The sequence below is a fragment of the Sphingomonas sp. AC522 genome (genome assembly GCF_979258125.1).
Genome location: NZ_OZ409836.1, coordinates 272,018 through 293,171, shown reverse-complemented (window position 1 = coordinate 293,171; position 21,154 = coordinate 272,018). Strand labels below are relative to the sequence as shown.

Annotated in this window: 22 protein-coding genes and 1 pseudogene; 5 read left to right on the top strand and 18 right to left on the bottom strand. The window is 65.5% G+C overall.

Annotated features, from left to right (window positions below):
* Window positions 1-82: 82 nt before the first annotated feature.
* Complete coding sequence (locus ACZZZM_RS01530) at window positions 83-646, top strand: TMEM165/GDT1 family protein (RefSeq protein ID WP_463593349.1); 564 nt, start codon at window positions 83-85, stop codon at window positions 644-646.
* Window positions 647-651: 5 nt separating this feature from the next.
* Window positions 652-1,482 carry an oxygenase MpaB family protein gene (locus tag ACZZZM_RS01525; protein WP_463593348.1) on the top strand — a complete coding sequence of 277 codons (831 nt, stop codon included), beginning with the start codon at window positions 652-654 and terminating at the stop codon, window positions 1,480-1,482.
* Here the strand turns inward: ACZZZM_RS01525 and ACZZZM_RS01520 are convergent.
* The 10 genes and pseudogenes from ACZZZM_RS01520 to ACZZZM_RS01475 all read right to left on the bottom strand — a co-directional run bounded on the left by ACZZZM_RS01520 (window position 1,479) and on the right by ACZZZM_RS01475 (window position 11,494).
* Window positions 1,479-1,883: a septal ring lytic transglycosylase RlpA family protein gene (locus ACZZZM_RS01520; RefSeq protein WP_463593347.1), complete on the bottom strand. Its 405-nt coding sequence runs from the start codon at window positions 1,881-1,883 to the stop codon at window positions 1,479-1,481. The two genes, ACZZZM_RS01525 and ACZZZM_RS01520, sit on opposite strands and share 4 nt — an antisense overlap.
* Window positions 1,884-1,992: 109 nt before the next feature.
* Entirely contained in the window at window positions 1,993-3,069 is a 1,077-nt protein-coding gene (locus ACZZZM_RS01515) for a hypothetical protein (RefSeq protein ID WP_463593346.1), read from the bottom strand.
* Window positions 3,070-3,294: 225 nt separating this feature from the next.
* Entirely contained in the window at window positions 3,295-4,584 is a 1,290-nt protein-coding gene (locus ACZZZM_RS01510) for a hypothetical protein (protein WP_463596479.1), read from the bottom strand.
* An 84-nt stretch (window positions 4,585-4,668) separates the two neighbouring features.
* Window positions 4,669-5,091 (bottom strand): annotated as a pseudogene (locus ACZZZM_RS01505) (TniQ family protein); the annotation flags it as partial.
* A complete protein-coding gene (locus tag ACZZZM_RS01500; RefSeq protein ID WP_463593345.1) occupies window positions 5,088-6,866 on the bottom strand; it encodes a TniQ family protein in 1,779 nt (592 codons plus the stop codon). The gene ACZZZM_RS01500 and the pseudogene ACZZZM_RS01505, both read right to left, overlap by 4 nt.
* Window positions 6,863-7,108: a hypothetical protein gene (locus ACZZZM_RS01495; RefSeq protein ID WP_463593344.1), complete on the bottom strand. Its 246-nt coding sequence runs from the start codon at window positions 7,106-7,108 to the stop codon at window positions 6,863-6,865. The genes ACZZZM_RS01500 and ACZZZM_RS01495 overlap by 4 nt, the downstream gene beginning before the upstream one ends.
* A gap of 37 nt (window positions 7,109-7,145) precedes the next feature.
* The gene (locus tag ACZZZM_RS01490) at window positions 7,146-7,982 is read right to left on the bottom strand and encodes an ATP-binding protein (protein WP_463593343.1); all 837 of its coding nucleotides are present in this window, start codon (window positions 7,980-7,982) and stop codon (window positions 7,146-7,148) included.
* 41 nt (window positions 7,983-8,023) lie between these two features.
* Window positions 8,024-10,240, bottom strand: coding sequence for a Mu transposase C-terminal domain-containing protein (locus ACZZZM_RS01485; protein ID WP_463593342.1), 2,217 nt, complete (start codon window positions 10,238-10,240; stop codon window positions 8,024-8,026).
* Window positions 10,240-10,809, bottom strand: a complete 570-nt coding sequence (locus tag ACZZZM_RS01480; RefSeq protein ID WP_463593340.1) for a hypothetical protein — start codon at window positions 10,807-10,809, stop codon at window positions 10,240-10,242. The genes ACZZZM_RS01485 and ACZZZM_RS01480 overlap by 1 nt, the downstream gene beginning before the upstream one ends.
* Window positions 10,810-11,074: 265 nt before the next feature.
* Entirely contained in the window at window positions 11,075-11,494 is a 420-nt protein-coding gene (locus tag ACZZZM_RS01475) for a hypothetical protein (RefSeq protein ID WP_463593339.1), read from the bottom strand.
* 142 nt (window positions 11,495-11,636) lie between these two features.
* Here ACZZZM_RS01475 and ACZZZM_RS01470 point away from each other — a divergent pair, with 142 nt between their 5' ends.
* Window positions 11,637-12,761, top strand: a complete 1,125-nt coding sequence (locus ACZZZM_RS01470) for a hypothetical protein (protein WP_463593338.1) — start codon at window positions 11,637-11,639, stop codon at window positions 12,759-12,761.
* 92 nt (window positions 12,762-12,853) lie between these two features.
* Here ACZZZM_RS01470 and ACZZZM_RS01465 read toward each other — a convergent pair whose 3' ends face one another.
* The 6 genes from ACZZZM_RS01465 to ACZZZM_RS01440 form a co-directional block, all read right to left on the bottom strand.
* Window positions 12,854-14,047: a ThiF family adenylyltransferase gene (locus tag ACZZZM_RS01465; protein ID WP_463593337.1), complete on the bottom strand. Its 1,194-nt coding sequence runs from the start codon at window positions 14,045-14,047 to the stop codon at window positions 12,854-12,856.
* Entirely contained in the window at window positions 13,998-14,180 is a 183-nt protein-coding gene (locus ACZZZM_RS01460) for a hypothetical protein (RefSeq protein ID WP_463593336.1), read from the bottom strand. Before ACZZZM_RS01460 ends, ACZZZM_RS01465 begins: the two co-directional genes overlap by 50 nt.
* A 183-nt stretch (window positions 14,181-14,363) precedes the next feature.
* Entirely contained in the window at window positions 14,364-15,227 is an 864-nt protein-coding gene (locus ACZZZM_RS01455) for a hypothetical protein (protein ID WP_463593335.1), read from the bottom strand.
* A gap of 51 nt (window positions 15,228-15,278) precedes the next feature.
* Window positions 15,279-15,959: a hypothetical protein gene (locus ACZZZM_RS01450; protein WP_463593334.1), complete on the bottom strand. Its 681-nt coding sequence runs from the start codon at window positions 15,957-15,959 to the stop codon at window positions 15,279-15,281.
* Window positions 15,960-15,999: 40 nt separating this feature from the next.
* Window positions 16,000-16,893: a 3'-5' exonuclease gene (locus tag ACZZZM_RS01445; RefSeq protein ID WP_463593333.1), complete on the bottom strand. Its 894-nt coding sequence runs from the start codon at window positions 16,891-16,893 to the stop codon at window positions 16,000-16,002.
* Window positions 16,893-17,612 (bottom strand): hypothetical protein, encoded by a 720-nt coding sequence (locus ACZZZM_RS01440; protein WP_463593332.1) that lies wholly within the window; start codon window positions 17,610-17,612, stop codon window positions 16,893-16,895. The genes ACZZZM_RS01445 and ACZZZM_RS01440 overlap by 1 nt, the downstream gene beginning before the upstream one ends.
* 220 nt (window positions 17,613-17,832) lie before the next feature.
* On the opposite strand from ACZZZM_RS01440, the gene ACZZZM_RS01435 reads away from it, so the two are divergent.
* Window positions 17,833-18,189: an ArsR/SmtB family transcription factor gene (locus tag ACZZZM_RS01435; protein ID WP_463593331.1), complete on the top strand. Its 357-nt coding sequence runs from the start codon at window positions 17,833-17,835 to the stop codon at window positions 18,187-18,189.
* A 494-nt stretch (window positions 18,190-18,683) separates the two neighbouring features.
* On the opposite strand, the gene ACZZZM_RS01430 is transcribed toward ACZZZM_RS01435, so the two are convergent.
* Window positions 18,684-19,718 carry a serine/threonine-protein kinase gene (locus ACZZZM_RS01430; RefSeq protein WP_463593330.1) on the bottom strand — a complete coding sequence of 345 codons (1,035 nt, stop codon included), beginning with the start codon at window positions 19,716-19,718 and terminating at the stop codon, window positions 18,684-18,686.
* Window positions 19,715-20,191 (bottom strand): hypothetical protein, encoded by a 477-nt coding sequence (locus tag ACZZZM_RS01425; protein WP_463593329.1) that lies wholly within the window; start codon window positions 20,189-20,191, stop codon window positions 19,715-19,717. The genes ACZZZM_RS01430 and ACZZZM_RS01425 overlap by 4 nt, the downstream gene beginning before the upstream one ends.
* Before the next feature lie 405 nt (window positions 20,192-20,596).
* Between ACZZZM_RS01425 and ACZZZM_RS01420 the strand changes: the two genes are divergently transcribed.
* The gene (locus ACZZZM_RS01420; RefSeq protein ID WP_463593328.1) at window positions 20,597-21,004 is read left to right on the top strand and encodes a MerR family transcriptional regulator; all 408 of its coding nucleotides are present in this window, start codon (window positions 20,597-20,599) and stop codon (window positions 21,002-21,004) included.
* Window positions 21,005-21,154: the final 150 nt, after the last annotated feature.

The window sequence follows — 21,154 nt, the reverse complement described above, 5'->3', positions numbered from 1 at the left end:
ACCGATGGCGTCGGCTTTCCGTTCGGGTCGGGCGGGAAGGGCGATGCCGTCGTGTCCGTGCTGCCTGACCCCGAGAATTCATGTGGAAGCGTTTTTCTCTTCGCTCGGGCTCGTCGCGCTTGCCGAAATCGGCGACAAGACGCAGCTGCTCGCTGCCGTGCTCGCGATCCGCTTTCGCAAGCCCTGGCCGATCGTTGCAGGCATTTTCGCGGCGACGATCGCCAATCATTTCCTCGCCGCTCTGGTCGGCAGCGTTGCCGCGGGCTGGCTCGCGAGCCCGTGGTTTCGCATCGCGATCGGCCTGTCCTTCGTCGCGATGGCGGCATGGACACTGGTTCCCGATACCCTGGACGAGAGCGAGCAGAATACGCCGCGCTACGGCGCCTTCCTCACTACGGTGGTCGTGTTCTTCCTGGTCGAAATGGGGGACAAGACGCAGATCGCGACGGTCGCTCTGGGCGCGCGTTTCCATGATCTGCTCGCAGTCACTGCCGGCACTACGCTGGGCATGATGCTCGCCAACGTGCCGGTGGTGCTGCTCGGCAATCGGCTGTTGGCGCGCGTCGATTTCGATTGGGTGCGCCGCGCCGCGGCCTTGTTGTTCCTCGCCATCGGCTTGTGGACGCTGTGGGAAGCCCTAATTTGAGCGCGATGCCGCCCAATCCTCTCAAGCGCGCGCTGATCGCGCAGGTCCGCCGGGTCTTCAATGATCAGGCCAAGGGCGAGAAGCCGGTGGTCCGCCAGCCGGATGGACTGTTTGGCCCGCAGTCGGTGCCGTGGCGCGTCCACGGCGATGTCGTGACGATGATGGTCGGCGGCGTCTCCGCGCTGCTGCTCCAGATGCTCCATCCCGCGGTGCTCGCGGGCGTGTGGGACCATTCGGCCTTCCGGCAGGACATGCTCGGGCGGCTGCGGCGCACTGCCCGCTTCATCGCCGTCACGGGCTATGATTCGCGCGAGGCCGCCGAAGCCGCGATCCAGAAGGTCCGCGCAGTCCACACCCGCGTGAAGGGCATTCTGCCCGATGGCACGCCCTATGCCGCCGACGATCCCCGGCTGCTCGCCTGGGTGCACGTTACCGAAGCGATGTGCTTCCTCAACGCCTGGATCCGCTATGCCGAGCCACGCATGCCTATTGCCGACCAAGACCGCTATTTCGCCGAGTTCGCGCGGATCGCCGAGGCGCTGGGCGCCGATCCGATCCCGCGCACTCGCGCCGAGGCGGAGGCGTTGATCCAGTCGATGCGCAGCGAATTGGTCACCGATGCCCGCACTCGCGAAGTCGCCCGCCTCGTCCTCGCCCAGCCGGCGCCGAGCCTGACGATGAAGCCGTTCCAGGCGATTATCTTCGAAGCCGCGGTCGATCTGCTGCCCGGCTGGGCGCGCGAAATGCATGGGCTTTCGGGACCGGGCCTGGCCAGGCCGGTAGTGCGGACCGGCACCGCGGGCATCGCCAGCGCCTTTCGCTGGGCGTTCCGTTAGCGCGCGGGACGCGGGATCCCGCCGGCGCTGGCCGAATCCAGTTGCACTTGGCCATGGCCGCGCTGGATCAGCCCGAGTTCGCGGGCAGCGGCGCGAGAGATGTCGATCAGCCGCCCCCCGCCCCAGGGTCCGCGATCGTTGACGCGGACCACGACGCTGCGCCCGCTCGCCATGTCGGTGACGCGAACATGCGTGCCGAAAGGCAGGGTGCGGTGCGCGGCAGTGAAATCCTCGGGATCATAGGCTTCGCCGCTCGCGGTCGGTTTGCCGGCGAAACGGTCGGCATAATAGCTCGCGGTGCCGATCGACATTTCCAGTCCCGGCGCGCTGGCGTGCGAGGCCGTGCCTGCGCACAGCAAGGCGCCTGCCAGCATCGTCAGCCGAATTCCGAAACGCCCCACCCGAATCTCCCCGCGGCGGGGCATGCCGCGAAAGCCCGATCAACCCAAGCCCGTGCCCGCCGGAACCGGACGTGCAGTGCCGGTGGGGCGGCGAAACGATCAGCGTCGCTCAGCCAAGGCCGTTCAGCGCATCGATCACCGGCGGCACGAGCCCGGCAAGAGCCGGAGCGAGCACGACGAGAATCTTAGAGAATGATTCGATCATCGTCTTGTCGAACAGGTCCGGCTCTTCGGTTGCCGCATTCTCTCGCTGGAATGCCGCGATCCGCGCGCTCAAAGTGGCGCTGACCGGCACGGCATAAGAAGCGATCATCAGCGAATAGGTGACTCCGAAGAACACTCCCAGCGCATCGATATGCGCCGCATATACCTTGTCGTCGGGCAGCAGCGCGAGCGGCCACCGCATCCAGGCGATCATGAACGCCATGCCGCATACCATCAGCAAGGCTGCCAGATTGATATATCGTTTGAGCCGGCGGCGCTGTCCGCCGAGGAAGCGCGCCGCCTCGACCTCGGTGAGCTTCTCATGAGGTTCGGCGAGACAGGATATGGCGCCGCCAATCAGCGCGAAGCCACCGAAGATCAGGATGATCCGCATCGCCTTCATGATCGTCGCGAAGCGATCATAGAGCGACTGATCGCCATACCTGCCGGGTTTCCCGGGCTGACACTCGAGCGGCGCGGGCACGGGCGCCGGCTTGGGCGTCGCGAAGGCGCTAGGTTCAGGAGTTGGCTGGACCTTGGGGACGCAGCTTTCGAGCTTTTGATATTGGTTCGTGGTCGTCTGGAGCAGCGTGCCGCCAACATATTGCTGGATCGGCACCAATTGACCCCAGTTCGCGAAATAGATTCCGGCGATCCCGATTCCGCAGGCCATGGCCGTGATCAGGCGGCGGCGGCCCTTTTTGCCGAAGAGCCGCTTGAGATCGGCGCCCATCGAAAGCAGCGCGAAGAAGCTTACGCCGACCACGGCCAGGAAGCCGGTAAGAACGTACAGTCTTGCGGCGGCTTCGGCGCGGCCTTGTGCCAGCGCAGTTGCGAGCGGCGCGTCGCCACCGCCCTGCCAGCCGATATAAAGAAACAGCACGTCGCCGAGGATGAACAGGAAGATGGGCGGCACGACGAGGAGCAATGCGCCCAATGAAATGGTGCACGGCTCGTCTTGCGCTTGCGCATCTTCCGTCATGGTTTGCTCCCCGACTCGCTTTATCTAGCAAGCCGGGAGGCAGAGGTCAGTGATAGATGACTCAATTTCTTGCGAAGCGAAATAGTCGAGTAACAGTCACTTAGCGAAAAGCGCACCTCAAATGTTTTCGGGGTTTGCACGCAAATTGCTGCGATTTTTCTCGATTCCAGCACTACTTTCTTGCGATTTTTTCGATGGTGACGGCTACTAGGTCAGGCGAGAGTCCTACGCCGCCAACGCGGCGATTGCCTCCGCGCGGTCATAGACGGAGTAATGATTGCTGGGCAGCGGCGCGAGCCCGAGCGCAGTGACGCGCGCGCGCAACGCCTGGCAACTCATCCTCGCCAATTTAGCAAGTTCCGAATGCGAAACGAACTGTGCGCGAAAGGCGCTGATGTCCTCGGGCAACACGTAGTTTACTCTGCCCACTTTCCCCATCGAGATAAGTCCATCGTCCCGCACTGAACGAAGTGCGTCGTTGCCCAGCATCAAGGCCGTCTCCGCCTGTGCCATCCCAAGCGCGCCATCGGGCACCAGCGTGGGCGGACGCCCCAGCCAAGCGCGCGGCAGAAGGACAGCCCGCGCACCGCTACCGGCAGTCCATTTCAAGGCTATCCCAGGCCCTTCCAGCAACAATCGCTCGATCAACGCATGCGCCGAAAGGCGCGTCAGATGTGTGCTTTCCTCGATCGTAAAGTATCCATCAGGCCGGACATGCACATCGCGCGCGCCACAGAGCAGACGCCCTAGCCATTCATCGAGATCGGCGCGGTAGAAATAGGTCGGGGTCGAATGGAATGGCCCCCATGCCGGCGCGATCTGTCCCCTCTTCACCAGCGCGTCGAATGTCTTCAAATAAAGATTGAGGCGGGCAGCGGCCATACGGCCGACGAAGATCTCGCCTGAAGGCCTTAGCGCGGCGATTACGTCAGTGCGTCGCGGCCGCTCGCCACCCGGCGGCCAACCAACCGCGCCTTCCAGCCTCCCATGCTGCTCCAGCGTGAGGCGCTCAAGCCGTCGTTCCCTCCGCAGGCTCTGCGGGGGGAGCCAGCCTGTTCGATCCTTGTAGCGGATATGCCGATTGCGCTCTGCCAAGTGCGCTTCGAAGATCGGATTCAGAATCACGGGCATCGCCTTGCTTCTGCGGAACCAATCGACGAACCTCTTACCGTATATGCCAATGGCGCCGAGCTGTCGGTCGTCCTCGAGGACCGCGATCCCGTCGAGGAATCGCTCGAACGATCGCGGGAGATCGGAAAGTGCGTCGAATCCCGCGATCAGAACCGCCGGGAGCCCATCGACAGGAGGGGTGCTCGGAACCGCCGCCCTATCTCGGCCACCCATAGCGCTGAGTCCCAGGCATCGCAGCAAGTCCAATGAGGCACCGAGATCAACCTCGGCCAGATCGACGAGCAAATTGGTCGAAGGCCCGACCCCCAGACGCCCCAAAGCCCATTCAAGAAACTCCTCCTGCGCGCTGCTCAGCCTAGGGGTAGCCACGCCAGTGAGATCCATCCCGCACGGGCAGCGCCAAAACGGGCAGTCCTCAAAGCGCAACTGCTCGGTGCACCCAGGACAATGGCTCAAAAGCTCGCGACCGTGGCGCTCGCAACCTTGGATAAAGATGAAGCGCCAGTGCTCACGGAGGTAGCATGCGTCCTCCGCCCTCTCACCCGGCGCCGGCTGGGCCCGGTCCTCGGCAAGGCACTCGGGGCAGATCCGTGAACGCTGACGCACCAACCTCCTAGCCACCTTCGCTAGTCCGAAGCGCCTATAGTCACCATCACGTGCGATGGTCCCTTGCTCGAGTCGTTCAAGCGGCACCCCAGACAAGGCAGACACGCGCCCGACCTCCGCTGCGACCATCCCCGGCTCCTTGGGCAGGCCAACGCGCGCAGCGAAATGCGAAAACCGGGAATAACCGAGGCGGTGGGCAAGTCGCAGGGCGAGGCTGTATGCACCTTCTCCCTCCTTGTGGCGGACTCGCAGTCCGAGGGGTTGGATAGGAATGTCGGGCTTCACGCTCTTCCCTCGGACGGACGCAACGCCAGATGAGCCTCGTCCCGATCGTAGATCGTCTGTCGGCACGCCGGTGGGCCGAAGCGCGGCGCGATACCCGCCGCCGCCAGACGGTGGGCGGCGGCCCCACCACTCAACCCGAAGGGATCGCCTGCCTGGGCGGCCGTGACGTGGGCTAGGCGGAACCGCTCGACGACCGATCCATCGATCAGCCCACAATCGGAACCGAGGACCCCGGATGCGGCCAGCGCCCGCGCCGCTTCGTAATGCAGCCCCAACCGCCGCGCCGCCCACGCGATCGTCACCCTCTCCCGACGCAGCTTCGCTACGTCGCGGGTGCACACGAGAATGCCGCGCAGTCCCGGTGCAGCGGAACGGGCCGTCGGAACCAGCTGGCCAGCCTTCAGAGCCTGGACCGCCTTGGCCAGCGGCACCGAGGCGAACCGGCAAGCGTCGGGCAACCCGGCGCATTCGGATGGCATGGCCGAAACGAAAGGAGCGTCACCAGCGAGCCGATTGACGAAGGCGAGAAGCTCCGGCGGGTCGTAAGCCTGCGCAACGTCGGAACCGGCGCTGCACGGCGCCGACGGAACGCAGCCCGCCGCAGCGAGCGCACGGAACTGCGTTCGGCCGACCCCAAGCAGCCTTCCCGCCTCCTGCTTGCTTAGAACCCGGTCCATCGACCGAGCCGCCGCCGTCACCGCAGCACGGTCAAGTGCCAGCGCGACGCCCTGGCGCGAGGCAGGATGAACCAGCCCAAGCTCCTCCACGATCCGGCGCGCGCGCGCATGGCCGACCCCGAACATCGCGCCCGCCTCGCGAAGCGAGACCGTTCCTCCTTCGCCCTCAAAGGGGGCAATTACGCCATGACGAACCGCATTGGTGCGCACGAGGGCCGCGAGCCACGCCACCAGCGGATTGGGGGACGGCACGCCGAGCCAAGTCCCCCATAGCCAGCCATAGGCCTCGTGAAGTCCGCGCTTGCCGGGAGCCTGCTCCACGATGCCGTTCAGCCGCGCATCGATCGCGCTCGCCCCCGCGCGCAGGAGCGACCAGCCCCGGTCGCGCGTGATGACCCGCTCGGCCATCGATCCCGCCGGTCGAGCGGCATGCCAACCACCCGACAGTGACCCGAGACGCTCCAGGAAACCGGATGACTGGCCCAGGGGCAGGTTCGCCAATTGCGGAGGCAGCGGCCGCTCGCAGCGGATCGCCGCCACGAAGACGGCGTCCACCGCGCTCTCGGCAGGAGCCGGATCGGCAATCGAAAGGTCGGCTCCGCATTGGCAACGATCTGCCGAGTCCACGCTCCAGTGCACAGTAGAGCCGCACGTGGGACAGCGGTCGGTGAGGAGCGTGCCATGCGCAACGCACGTGAACACCGACCTCACGTCCCACTCGGGGCGCTGCCAGACGGCGAATTCCGGCAGCTCGCCCGACCCGAGTGCGGAAAGCCGGTCTTGGGCCAGGCATTCGGGGCAGCGCCGCCTGGACGCCGTGGTCCAATCGCCGAGCATCATCGTCGCCCAGCCCAGCGTGACCGTGCGACACGATGAGGCCCTCGCCGGCGAGCAGCGGCGAAGCGCGTCGACATCCACCCCCGCGATCGCTCCGAGCCTGTCGAGACCCTCGCCCCGGCGAAGGCCGTCGGCGTCGGCTCCGGCGTATCTCGCCACCCCGTCGAGAGTAGTGCGGTTCCGAAGGGCAAGGCGCGCGAGCAAAGCGTGCGCCGGCTCCGCCGGCTTCGCGCGGACCCGGCGGGAGAGGGGCCCGATCACGACATGAATCCCTTGAGCTTAGGCGTGGAAGGGCGGCGGCCGCGCAACGTTGAGCCGGAGGTGTCGGCCTGGACGGCCGCATCGGCGAGGCGTTTGGTCCAAAGCGTCCGGAAATGGTCGACAGCGCAGGAATAGGGGTTGTCGAGGTCATATTCGTCGTTCGCGTGGAAATTGAACGGATCCGCCGAATTTACGGGATCGGACTTCCGCCACCTCTCCCATGCGCTCGCGAAGTGATCCAAGGTGAGCGCCGTGGCGCGATTCTCCCGTGCGACGACCTCAGCTTCTATGAACTGCTGAGCAAGTAGCCCAACGATACCCTTGCTCGCGTAGTAGAGCCGGGCGGCCGGCTCGATTCCCGCCAGGCTCGAGTTCGATTTGGTCCGGCATGCCCACTTCAGCCTCCAGCCCGCTAATCAGAAGGCGGAACTCGGTCGCCTCGGAGGCCGCAGACCATCCGTAAGGTCGCAGCCGCACTGGCGGATACATCCGCCGCCTCAACGCCGGGTATGCGAGCAACCCCTCCAACGGCTCCTCACCGGCGAGCGCGATCGGAACGCCGCTGTGCACAACCAGGAACTTCAGGAACCGCGCGTTGATCTTCACCTGACGCGCCGTCAGCTCATCTACAAACACATGCGCCTCGTCCATCTGCAGCAGACGCACGCCGAGATCGCGAAGCGTGGTCCGCAGAAACCAAGCGAGCTCGCGGAGGGTCCATCCCTTCGGCTGGGGCACGTTCAACTCGCTGCAGAATTCCTGGATGACGCCCTTAGGGGTCGGGGGATCGGGAACCCGGATGGATACGATCGGGCGCACGTCGCCATCGAGACCGCCCACCACACTTTTGAATTCAGGCCGCATCTGCAGCGTCTCCAGGAGCCGCGTCTTGCCGGTGCCGGATTGCCCGATCATCAGGAGACACGACTTCTCGGGCGGGCCATCCTCATCCGAGCCATCCTCCTCCAAGCTATCCGCATCCCCGGTGAAGTCGATCCGCCCTGCAGGCTCGTCGGCACTTGGAAAAACGACTTCCGGAGCGCCACAGCGCATGAGTTCAAGCAGGCGCTCCAGTCCGGCCTCATATTGCGCATGTGGCACGAGAAGTGATTTCACCCTCTCGAGCGGCGTCCGGACCAAGCGCAGGGCTGGAGGGCTCATCGGCGAGACTCCGCGAGCCGGCGGGCGAACGCGGCATCTAGGTCCGGCAGCGAAACGGCGCCGCCAGGCACCGGTTTCAGCGCCGGCGTGGCGCCCGCGCGGGCGACCGGTGCGAGGTCCTGGAGGATCGCACCGGGAGGAGCGGATCCATTGACGACGTTCTGCGGCACCTGGCCCGGGATCACCGGGCGATAGACGCCGTTGTCGACCATCCATCCGGGAATCTGGGCGGGAAGGGCGATCGGGGCCACCGGCGCGAGGTTCACGGGGGTCATGAACGCTCCGATGTCCAAATATCGGCCGAGGACGTTCTGGACACCGCGCGTCAGCATCTTGCGGCCAACGGCCTGCACACGGTCCCTGTCCTGCTCGCAATGCTGCTTCGCACGCTCAAGGTCGTCATACGTGACGGCCTCGCCCCGCTTCAGATCACCGGCGTGCCTGAAGTGCATTTCGCTTTGATACAAGGTGACGCCGGCGGAGAGGTCCTGGCGCTTGTTGAAGCAGACGATCCAGTCGCCATGCGGATCGAGCACCTCGATGTAACCGAGGTTGTAGGGATCGATTAGGACCTCATACTTGTGCGCGTGGCCGAGGCGCTCGCGAAGCCCCTGGAGCTCGGGGGACCAGAATTCATAGCCGAGCACGCGGATGCCGTAGCCCTGGATGGTCCGCATCATTGGGATGCACGTCGAGCGGCGGAGCAGCGCCGGATCCGTGACCGCGCGCGGTGCGCCGTGCAGAGCGATGCCATCGAGCCAAACCTGGTTCGCGGTCAGGCCGTTCAGAGCGCCCCGGGGCTCGCCGAGGTTCTCCTCGACCAGCCACTTCACAAACTCGGCCTTGAACTCCGCGACGCTCATCCGAGCCAACCGCCGGCCGTCATAGTCCGGGTTCTTGAACGAGGCGATGCCCTCGGCGTAGGTCAGAACTGCCCACTTCGCGGTGCGGTTCCAGCGCTCAATGCCGCCCTTCAGCCATGGCATGTAGGAGGGAAGGTTGATGATCTCATACAGCATCCTGGCGGCCGAGGCTCGGGCCGCGTGCGAGATCATGTCCATGCCTCGGTCGGTGATGATCTCGTCGCTGATGCCGTGCTGGGGCCATTCACCCTTCACGTCAGGATATCCGGACAGGTCCTTGGGCCATACCGAATGGGCCAAGGCGCGGGAGAGCGTGGGCCAGCTTGGCGCGAGGAACGACAGGTGCACGCCCTTAGGCGCGCCGCTTATTCGCTCCCTGACAACTGACATCCACGGCCGGCCCAGCACAACTCCACTGGCGTCATCGACGAGGTTTACGTTGAAGAGGACGTGGTCCACCTCGGACTGCTGATTCACCCAGAACGGCTCCTCAACCGCCTGCGAGACCGCGTGCAGGCGCCTGGCGTCACGCTTGCCATAAGTCAGGGCATCGATGCGCTTGCTGCCCAAATGCGCCTTCGCGCGCCGGATGAACGCCGCCCGACCGACGGGAGTTTGCTCTTTTTTCAACTCCTGCTTGCGGTATCTTTTGTAGGCGGCGCCGAGCCGCAAGAGCTGATCCGAAGACACATGGCTTTCGATAAACGCCCGGACGACCGCCTCGCTTTCAGCGGCGAGGTGCGAGCCGTGATTTCCGACGGCACCGGGCACGAGGCCGATGATGCTACGACCGGCGGCTACGTAGTCCTTGACCCAAGTCCAGACCGTCCGCTCGCCGGGCACCTTCATGACCTGGGCGACTTCGGCGCAGTCGCCGGGGGCGGTCAATCCCTTAGCCACGCGCACCGCGAATGCTTGGTCGAACCGCTTCTGGTCCTCGCGCCGCCACTCGTCGCCCCGCAGCCTGATAACGTCCTTAGCAGCATCCACCAGCGCAACGCCCTTGCGATCGCCGCTTCGCATCGCCTTCTCGATCGCGCGGACGAAAACCAGTCTGCGCTCCGCGCGGAGGCGACGTTCCGGCCGCTGATTCTCGTAGGCGATTTCCATCGCCGCACGGCGAGCCTCAGTGAGGCCGGCGGGGTCGAACCCGTCATAGCGCAGACGACCGGCGAAATAGACTTCGAAGATGCTCTCGCCGCTATGAAACTCGAGCTCGCCAGGCCGGTCGTATGGCTCAAACATCCAGCCGTCCTCACGGACCTTGCGCACGTAGTATTTGAATTCCCGACCATGGACGTCGGACGAGCGCACGGTGTGCCCGACCTCGAATTTAAGTGGCACACCCATCAGAATATCTCCCGTGCCAAGCGGAGGATCGTCTCCGGCCCGATCACAGCGTCCTTCGCGAACGTGGCTTCGCCAGTCGCGCACAGCGCAAGCGCCGCGAACCTACCATCGATTCCCAATCCCAGCTCCCTCTCGATCTCCACCAGCGCGCGCGCCCTGCCCGCCAGAAGCACGCGGACCATGTCGATGTGCAGCGGCTCGCTGCGACGACGTGCGTGCCGCAGTAAGCTGGCGTTCCGCAGGCGGGCGCGATCCCAGTAAAAGGCCTCGGTCCAGACCTCGAAGCTGGCGTCACGGGCTGCGCAAGCCGCCACGATATCCGACAGGCGCCCGTCGAAATCGGGGTCTCGCACTAGCCGGAAGACCGGCTTGACGTCGACATAGAGGCGCTGGCCGCTACGGAAGTCGATACGCACGTCGGGCGTGTATCGCCGGGCTTGCGGGAGGGCGAACGTCTCCGGCTGGGCCTGAAAGTGCGCCACGGACTGGTCAGAATCCAGGATCGTGAGAACCAAAAGCTCCGGACGGCTCTCAAAGACGTGAGCGGAGCCGTCGCGCACGGAGTTCATCTGCCCCGTCGCCGTGCCGGACCTTCGCCGCGTGAGCAGGCGCCTCGGGGCGCGGGCCTTTTTAGGCGGGCGAGTCATCGCAGGCCCCGCGCGAACGCCTGCGCGACAATCGCAGCCGACGCGGTCCGAAGAAAAATGGGGACGGGCGGGTGAACCCTTCCCAACCACGACGAGACCATGGGGGCGACTCCTGGTGAAAGATTACGCACATGTATCACATCATGTTGCTTATACAACATGTGGATGGGCACGCATGTCGTCGTGGTTATGGCAAGCCCAGGGCCTCCTTCACGCCGGCATGCGTCAGCCGCCACCTGTCGCCGTCCTTGCTCGCGAGTCCAGCGTCCCGCAGGCGGTAGAGAGTGGTGAGATGGGATCTGTTGGAAACCCGCTTTCCAAAATGGTCGCGCACCAAGCGACCGACGATCGCCGACTCCAGGCCTTGGACCGATCCTGCCAAAAGCCGGATCACCTCTCTGCGCACGTCTCCATACCGCTGACCGTCCCTCGGGCCCGGCGGCGCAAAGAATCCGGCGTGGCGCAGAGCCTCGGACGTGGCATGGTCCTCCAGCGCCCTTATCTGGCGGTCGATTTCGTCCAGCGTCTCTTGAAGGCGCGCGCGCTCGATCCGCAGTTCGGCCAGCCTCCCCAGCGCCTGTTCCAGCAGCCGCTGGTCGTCGTTCATCGCAGATCTCCAATTTGGGATCCGAATACCCCCCATTCGCAGGCCGGTGAAGCCCCGCGCCGTCGGCCTGTCCGGCGACAGCGCGGAAGGAGGGATGCACGTCGCCTGACGGCAACTGCAAGGGCTTTGAGGAAATTGCCATATGAACAGTGGCACTGCGCTGACGGAGCCAAAGGACGGGGTGGACCGAGAGGTCGTCCGTCTCGACCCGCGCTATTGGGCCGAAGCGCGCTCCAGGATCCACATCCTGTCCCCGCTCGCGGCGGTCGACGTCCCCGACGGCGCGACCGTCGTCCGTGCAGCGACGGCATTGAAGCTGACGCCCGCTCGCGTGCGGCAAATCGCCGCCGCGATGCGCATGCACGGCGTGGGATATGCGCTGCGCGGCTACTCCCCGACACCGCGAAGACTCGCCGACAAACTCCCCGCTGAGGTGGTAAACATCGTCGACTCGGCCATCTCGTTCCTGCTCGCGGATCTCGCGACGGTCACCGCGCTCGAACTCGCGATCGAGGTCCGCCGCCGCTGCGGCCTCGCCGGGCTCGCGTGTCCCTCCCGGCTCACGCTGACCCGCCGCTTGCGCCGTCACGTGGACGAGCGTGGCGGCTGGGTGGCCGCGACGGGCCTGGCAAGGGAATCGCAGCCGCTCGGAAGCCTGTTCGTCGACCGCCTGGCGCTGGGCGTGCCGGTGCGAATGACGGGTTCGCCGGCAGAAATCCCCTTGGCGGTGGTAACCGTAGACGAGGCAACGGGCGCAGTCCTCGACCACGCACTGGACGACGGAGGTCCCTGGGCGCCCCAAGCGGCGCGATCGCTTGCCCGTTCCCTGCGATATCTCAGCGACGTCGCGCCTACAGCCGCGCCGCCCGCAACCGTGCAGGCGGACTGGGACAAAGATCGCGCCGCATGGCGAAGCATCGAGAGGCTCCTCGCCCGGTTCGGCACGAAGGCCGTGCTCACCAAGACCGAGCGGCCCGGCTCGGGCCGCCGGGCAGTGCGCGCGACGGGACCCCGGCTCGCAGGCATTCCGATCCTGACCGCACGCTACCTTGCTGGACCGTCCGGACCCACGCTGCGGGTCGATGCCGCGAGCGCCATCGCCATGGAGGCCATGCCCCGTGCGGAATTCGAGCGCATGCTGGGGATCGCAGTAAGTGTCCACAACGAAGGCCGGCTCGAGCGACTGCGGGACCAGGACGCTCGCGAGTCGACGGCGCCCCCCACCGCACTCCTTGACCTCGCCATCCGACTGGACGGCATCGGATAACGGCAACACGGGGGCACTGGCGTGCAAAGCCGGGTCGAGGTCCAAGCTCCGCGTCTGGAGCCGAGTCGCGCCCAAGGGTGACTTGATCCCGCTCATGGCCGATGGTCCTCGTTCACGATGTCGTTCGATCCGATCGAGTAGACGGACAGGCTCTCGTCCCTTTCGCTGGCGTAGAAGCCCCTCAGCCGCTTCCACCGGATCACGGCCAGCGCGGCATTGAGCGCGTTCAAATCCGCGACCTGCACGTTCGTCCGGTAAGGGTGGGCGAGGTCCGGCGCCTCCTGGGCGCAGCGGTGCTCGGGGCGCCGCGCGCCCGGCGTGCTCAGAGTTACCCTAGCCAGTCCGAACACTCCCGTCCCGGATAGCTGCAGACCGAGACCGACGTCGATGAAGCTCCTTCCGCCGCTCTCGAGATAGACCGCCGCAAGCCGACGCGTCGCAGAATCGTCCACGCAGATGAAAAGGAAGTCGGACCGGTCGAGCAGATGGAGATTGGAGCTGTCCAGCTTAACGCGGTGCGGGAACACGCCGCGATGCAGGCGGGAATAGACCTGGGCGAAGTGATCGACCTTGGACCGCCGCGCGGTAAGGTCATCTACAGACGCCGCGCCGGGCGCGCGGAAGGCGTTGTGCTGGAGGAAGACGTCGTGATCGTAGAGGTGGATCGCCTCGACCGGCGTTTTCGCAACGAGGTCGAGCACATGCGACCCCGTGCCGCCGAGACCGAGTATGCCGACGCTGCCGCCGGCGAGGCGCTCGGAGAGATGTGCTATACCGGCCCGCGAGGAGGCGGTGTCGAGATACGCGAACGGGCCGCGCTCGTCGGACCGCACGGCACGGGGGGTGCGCGCGGTTGCCTCGGAATCCAGTCGTTGCGCATGTCCAGTCAGGAGGGAGACATAGGTGGTGACGAGCTCGTGGAAATCCGCGAACTCGCGTCCCGCCGGGTGGATGCACAGCAGCGCGTCGGCCCGGACGCCGGGCGCCGGGTCGCGCCCGCCGGCGTGGCATTGCGGCAGCCGGCGTCCCAGATTGTCGCACGGGATGCCCCCCAGGAAACAGACCGCATGCCACTTAGGTCGGGTGGTCCGGTCGCCCGCCAACTCGAGCCAGACGAGCAGCCGCCCACGCCGCACGTTCCGGCGCTCGTCCACGAAAGGGACGTCATCGACCGCAAGCATGCCCGAGACGAGGGACAACACATATCCCTCGTCCCGCAGCCGCTGCAGGTCGGCGCTACGACTGATCGGCGACGACGACGACAAACCGCTGATCCTCGATGACATGCACGCGCTCGCCCGGCGTGACGAAGCCTTCCGGGCGGGCGGCCGGTCCACGCGTGAAGGCAACGGTGAACGTCCGGACTGCCGCAGGGGCGACCTTGGGAAATGCGAGGCCGGCGAGCTGAGCGAAGTTCACTTCATCTCCTTCAACCTCGCACTTCCGACCATTCACGAGGACCGACACACGTCGACCTGACACAGGGGAGCTCCGCCCTGCCGTCGCCGCCTGTTCATCCATGATCCGCGTTCCATCCATGTTCTTCCTCCTCACCACCGTGAATCAATTCTGCGGTCGCTGCCGCGCCCCGACAAAGGCGAACTATCTGCTGCAAGCAGCCACGACGTGGGCGCGGAGCGCCGCGACGTCCCGGTGAATGCGCCACTCGTAATGCTCCAGCCGGTCCCGCAACCATTCGTATGTCCCTCGGTCGGGAGGGCTGCACCCCAGCTCCGCGACCACTTCGTCGAGCAGCCCAAGCAGCACCAGTTCGCCAGCCTCAAGGTCGCTGGTAACCCCGACGGTGCGCAGTCTCGACGCCAGCTGGAGCGGGAGACCACCGACATCGGTCGTCTCCACCAGCCAGGTGACATGGCTCAGGTCCACCGACGCCTCGATCGATTCCTCCACCCAGCGGGCCCCCACCAGCGCGTCGACCATCGCGGCAAGCAGGCCGAGCGCCTCACCCGTGGCCCCGTCGGCGCCCGTCACGTAGACAACGGGGTTCGCGCAGCAGGTGGAAGCGATCGCGACCACCACGGAGTTGGGGAGGGCGACCGAATGTGCCACGCTGGCGTCCCGAAGACGGCGCACCCCGGCCTCGCCGGCAATGTCGATCAGCAAGAAGGGCACACCCGCATACCGCGCGATCTGCCGCGCCACGTGGCCACGCCCAGATCCCGCCCGACCCTCGAGGGCCAAAGGCGGTAACTGGAACCACACGTCGCCGGCTTCGAGCCGGGAGCGGCATTCCTCCACGACGACATCCAGCAAAGGCGCGCACCAGTCCAAAGGCAGGGCCGTTGCCATACCGTCGGGCGTGAGCCTGTCCCCGCCGCGCAACTCCACCGGCCGGTCCAGACCGAGCGGCAGCTTGCGACGCGACCAGCCGCTGCCGACCACCACGGTCGGACAAGGATGTTCCCAGCCGCTTCCCTCGGCAGGGACGATCATCAGATCTGCCATGGTTCAATCCTCGCAACCGGAGTGATCTTCGAAATCCGCGCGCTCATCGGCTCAACTTTCGCCATTCGTAGCGCCGCGCCAAAATCTCAGCGGACGCCTGCCGCCCGCGCCAAGGCCAGCCGCCTTGATCCTTCTCTCGTCGCGCAGCATCCCCTCCAGGATCAGGCGCTCGAGGGCGATCGAGCCATGCGCCTCCCAATGTGCCCGCCAGTCGTGGTAGGAGAGGGCCTGCCACCGCGCCCAATCAAAGACGCGGTCGCGTTCGGCCTTCTGATCGAGACGCAAAACCAGGAACGGCACCGTCTCGTCCCCCCGCTGCATCATCAACGTCGGCCGGCCATCGACCTCCGCCGGCCAGAGTGAAATCGTGTCCCTGCGGCGCTCCTCCTCGCGCTGCCGCTCGATCTCCTTGGCCAAGCTGGCCGCGTCGCGGGCGGCTTCGTCCGCCACGAACTCGGCGAGCGTTTCGCTGTCGAGTATCGATGCCATCCGGCCCCATACCTGCCAGCGCTCGGGCCTGGTCAGCATCCAGGCGTATCGAGCCCGAGCGTCTTCGACAGTGTGGAACGGCACGCTCCATACGACCGGGCCGGCGACCTGCTCGCCTCCGCGTCCACGGAGCTGCCGCACAAGCGCGACGCTCGCCGGCGCACCCTCGATCGGTGCATCCATGAGATAGGGCGCGAATGACGTGCGGCTGGGCGGCGCCGGCGTTTCTTTTCCATCCACCATTCAAAAGCTCCTTTTTTGCGCCTGCGGAAAGTCGGCCCGTTCAGCGAACCGCGTAACGGTCCGTCCAGGTGACCTCCCGAACGCGGGGGGAGGTGAGGCCGCCGTAGATCTCCAGTCCTGCCCAGCAGACCTCGTCGTCCAGCGCATCGTCCGTCACCTCGCGAGACCAGAGCCGTTCCTCGGCGTCCCAGCGGTATCCACGGGACTTGAGCAGATCCTTCGCGGCGAACGGGGCACCCGCCGCCTCCACCGACCAGGTGGGTCTGGACGCGGCACGCACCGCCGCGCGCAGGACCGTGCCCCCGACATCCAGCGGATAGTCGAGCAGATGGAGCAGCGCGGTCACGTCGGTCTCTGCCCGGTGGGCGTCATAGAACCAGCCCATCTGCGACAGGAGATGAGACAGCACGCGCCCCTCGAAGCCGAAACCGCGCCAGTCGACATCGCGCATCGAGCATACCCATGGCCGGCCCGCAGCAGCCGGCAGACGCTTCTCGACGAAGGGCCGGTCAAAACCCGAATTGTGCGCTACGACGAAATCGCAATCGGCGATCATCGACGCCGCCACCGCGTCGATGATCCGTTTTCCCGCCACGTCCGCCGCCGTGATCCCGGTCAAGCGGGTGATCTCGTCCGAAATCGGCATACCCGGATCCTCGAGCCAGCTTTGCGGCTTTCCGGTGACGACGATCCTTCCGAGATCGTCCGCCCAGAATCGCTGGATGGCAAGCTCGATGATGGCGTCCTGTCGGTAGTCGAGGCCCGTCGTCTCCACGTCGATGGCGCACCCGATGAACATGCCGGGCCGCACTCCGCCGCCCTGGTTCCGGTCCATGGGACCCAAACGCCGCATGACGCGGTAATCCTCGTGACGGGCAAGCGCCCGCGCGATGACATCCGCCTGCACAGGAACGCCGATGAGGGCTGAGCCCATCACGCCGCGAACCGTTGCTCGATCGCGACCTCCAGGCCGTCCGCGAGGGGGGAGGCGGGGTCGGAGGCGATCTGCGCGAGCATGTCCGCCATGGCCTCCGAAACCAACGCGCCAGCAAGGGGGCCGCTGGGGTCGAACCCGTCGAAGACCTGCGCCTGCTCGGCCAGCCTAAGGCCATAGCGGCGGACCAACCCCTCGCGAGCCTCACCTGCCGTCCGCGCCATCGTGGCGGCGAACGCATGCACCGTCGCCGTGTCGCTCTCCTGCACCACGACGGACGTGAAGAGGCGGCGGGACGAGCGATCGCCCCCTCCATCATGGACCACCCATGCCTTGGGTCCAGCTGCGACCGCGTCGTCGCGGGCCTCGTCGCCGATCAACTCGTCCATCTCGTCGGGATCGGCGTCGAGGCCGATCTGGATGCCGTGCAGGACGAGCGCGCGCACGAAGTCCTCGCGGTTCAGGCAAGCCTCGATCGCGGCAGCACCATGAAACAGCCGCCGCGAGGCGAGCAGCCATGCCATCGGATCGCCGCCGTCGCCCTCCCGCTGGAACCGAGCGCCCGCCTCGGCGGAGACCATCGCGAGACGGATCAGGCCCCGACGCGTGGCCGGGACGTTCAAGTCGTCGGGCGCATCGGGCTCGAGAGGATCCTCGAAAGAGGGCATGTTGGATTCAGGGCGGTTCAAGCCATCGCGGATGATGGTGGAGGCGTTCATCTCTCTACTCCCTGCCGCTAGCTTCCATTGACGGCTGCCTCAGCGGCGGAGGCGGCCATAACCCTATAGTAGCTACAGAGTTTGAATAATACAACCCTTCCAGAAATGTCGAACTATATCGCGCTTATGGCTCAGAATGAGTCGAAGTCGCGAACCGCAGCAAACCGGAGGAAAGCGGCCTTGCCTCCAGCGACAGTTCGTTTACTCTAGAGCTATGGAAATGAAAAAAGCGATCACCGTGATGAGCGCTCTCGCGCAACCGACCCGGCTAGCAGTGTTCTCGCTCCTCGCCAGGGCAGGCGGCGAAGGCATGACAGCAGGCGACCTCGCCGAAAAGACGGGGACGCCGGCCAACACCATGTCGTCACACCTCACGATCCTCTCCCAAGCGGGCCTTGCGACGTCCCGTCGCGCTGGAAGGAACATCATCTACAGCGCGCTGCCGGATGCAGTCCGCCAGCTCACGGTTTTCCTCATCAAGGACTGTTGCGATGGGTGCGCCGAGGTCTGCGGCCACCTGCAGGACGATCTCAACAAGTGTAGATCTTCTAGCCAAGGCATCCGGAAGGCGGGATGAACCCGGCCAGCCCGGTCCGACTGCGGCACCCCGAGCGAGGACTTGCACTGGGTCGAGCAAGCTCGATCGGGAACCGATGCTCGGCAGTCGCGCGGAGGTCGGTCGGCGCCGAGGTGGTCCTCCAGGCAAGGAGCTTGACGTTCGGCGAGCGGAGCGCCTGTTCAGGCCGCCATCTCCACTTCCGGCGTCATTGCGCCTTACACCAAAACTTGACATCGCGCGTCAAACGATTCACGTTTTGTTCACCGCTTATGCGCAGAGTGGGTTGATGGTGGAGCCATGAATAGATCACCAAATCTGACCCTAGGCATGCCCAGATGCAGAAACTGCGGCCGCTTCTGGCGACCCCGTCAGGGCGTCGTCGCTGCTCGGGCGTTCTGCACGAAGTGCTCTAAGGATCGTCGAAGTGCAGCCGCTGCGACCTTCGGACTGACGCCTATTCCGGCCGGCGGCTTCGAAGGATCGCACCTGCTCCCCCGGGCGCTGCGCGACCGCTAAGCGCCCAGGTAGCGCTCCAGCTCTTGGATCGCCCGCTTCGACGACACGACGCCACCGGATCCACCCAAGGTCTTCCTTCGTCCGTTGGCCCCAGCCACTGGTTCGCTCCAGGCGACCCATTCGTTCGCGCGGGCTAGGCGCTTCCATTCGACTACGTTCAGCCGCTTGCCCGAGTCGAACTCCCAGCGGACGAGATCCGGAGTAACGGTGGCTTTCCAAGCAGGCGTGATCGGCAGCGTGCCTAAAGCCCCCAAGGCCTGTTCGGCGGTCTGGTAGCGTTTGACGGTGTCGTCCTCCATCATCTGGCGGATGACCCGCCTCCACCGCTTTGGCACATGCGGCAGCCACCTCAGGCCATCGGCGAAGCCCCCGTGCTGGATCAGATCCTTCGGACTGGGCGACTCCTCATACCATACCCGTCCGTGCAGCAGGCGATACAGCGTCGCGCCGAGCGCCCAGATGTCGGTGCGAACGCTGGTTCCCCTCCCGTGCCAGAACTCGAATGCCAAGTGGTCGTAATAGCCGGCGTCCGCCGCGTAGCCGAAGGCGATATCGTCCGTTACAAGACCGAAATCGCCGATCAGCGCATTTCCCCGGGCATCCAGCAGGATGTTTGCGGGCTTGATGTCACGGTGGATCATCCCCCGGGCATGGAGAGCCGACAGTCCGAGCAGGACGTCCGTGCCGACCCGGCGCACCGCCGATGTCTCGAGCGGGCCCCGCTCGTAAGGGGCCTGCAGGCTCCCCCCCGGACAGAACGCCATGCAGAACAGCACGCTTTCACCGTCATCGGCAGCGACGATGTGATGGACCTTCACCACATGGTCGTGCGTCGCGCGCGACAGGCTCTGCGCCTCCGCGAGGAAGGACGCTTTCCAAGCGTCCCACTTGCCGTCATCCCAGTCCGCCTTGCGGGAGAGCACCTTGACCGCCACCTGGCCGTGGGCATCGTCCTGTCCAAGATGGACCTGCCCGAACGCGCCCGCACCGAGCAGGGGCCCGAGCTGAAGACCGGATACCAGGCCCGTCATCGCGCATTCCTCGCCGCGATGACGATCATGGCCGCCTCGCGGCTGTTCTTCCTCAGCGATCCCCCCGTGGTCTTTTCCGCCCAGAAATCGTCGTCCTGAAGATACTCGTCCATCTTGCGGTCGCCGTAGGTCCGACTGATGAGGGCCTTGGCGATCGTCCGCACGGAAGCGGCCGATGCCGACGCCGCTATGATGACCCCGCGCAGCTCGGCGCTGGTCATGTGGCCGAGCTTCGTGGACCCCATGGTCAAAGCACTGGCCTTCACCACCACTTCCGCGATCCCGTTCTCCTTTAGATAATTGGCGCAGCGCCTATACATTACATCATACGCCTCCGCGCGGTCGCCCTTCTGAACTTTCCAAGTGTCATCCGCGACGATGGCAAGAGGAGCGTCTCCGTCATCAGGGATCTCACAGTCGACGATCGTCACCGAGTCTCCAACGACCACGAATCCCACCCAACGCTCGGTCATCCATTACCACCCTGTATTTCAAATCCGACTGATACCGCGCGTGGCCGTCGGGGGGAAGCTCGCTGCAGGAGGGCGTCGCTGGAGCGTAGCGGCGCATGAGGGACGCCCGCGACGCCGTCGCCGCCCGTCGCGCGAACTTACTTCTTGCAAGCGCCAAAACCATTGGTGACCTGTCCAGTACTGACGCCCTTTCCAAAAAGATTCCGAAAAGATCTGGAAAAGATTCGCCCAATCCTATCACCTCCGGGTCCACGGATGGACTTGTGGAAGGTCCCGAAGTGCCCGGAAGGGTGGCCGGCGGCGTGTGTAGCCGCCGGCCGAACCCGCTACGCGACAAATTGGAACGCCAATCGACCGGGACGGCGACGGGCCCTACAAGGAGGCGTAAAACACGGGGAACGGTCGTTGCCACAACCTTCGCTCAGCATCGGGAAACTCGCGGCGGCTACGGGCACGAAGGTCGAAACGATCCGCTACTACGAGACGATAGGCCTGCTCCCGGCACCTGAGCGCACTGCCAGCAACTACCGCGCCTATTCGCCGGCGCACCTCGCGCGGCTCAGCTTCATCCGCCGCGCCCGTTCACTCGGCTTCTCCCTCGAGCAGATTCAGGCGCTGCTGGGACTGGCGGACCAGAAGGACAGATCGTGCGCGGCGGTCGACGTGATCGCCCGCGAGCACCTCGCCGCGATCGACCGCAAGCTCGCCGACCTGACGACGTTGCGCGCCGAGCTAGACAGCCTCATCGTCCAATGCGGCCAGGGCACCATATCCGACTGCCGCATCATCGAGACATTGGGACCAGATGCATAACCCGGCGCGTCGTAGAAGCTGGCGCGCAAGTTATTGCAACTAGCTCGCAAAACGCTTGACCCTCTAGCCGCTGCAAGGTTTATCGAGCGGGGATGCATCCATCAATCCACGACCCACTTGCGACCGGTCTACGCTGCGCCGGGAACGCCC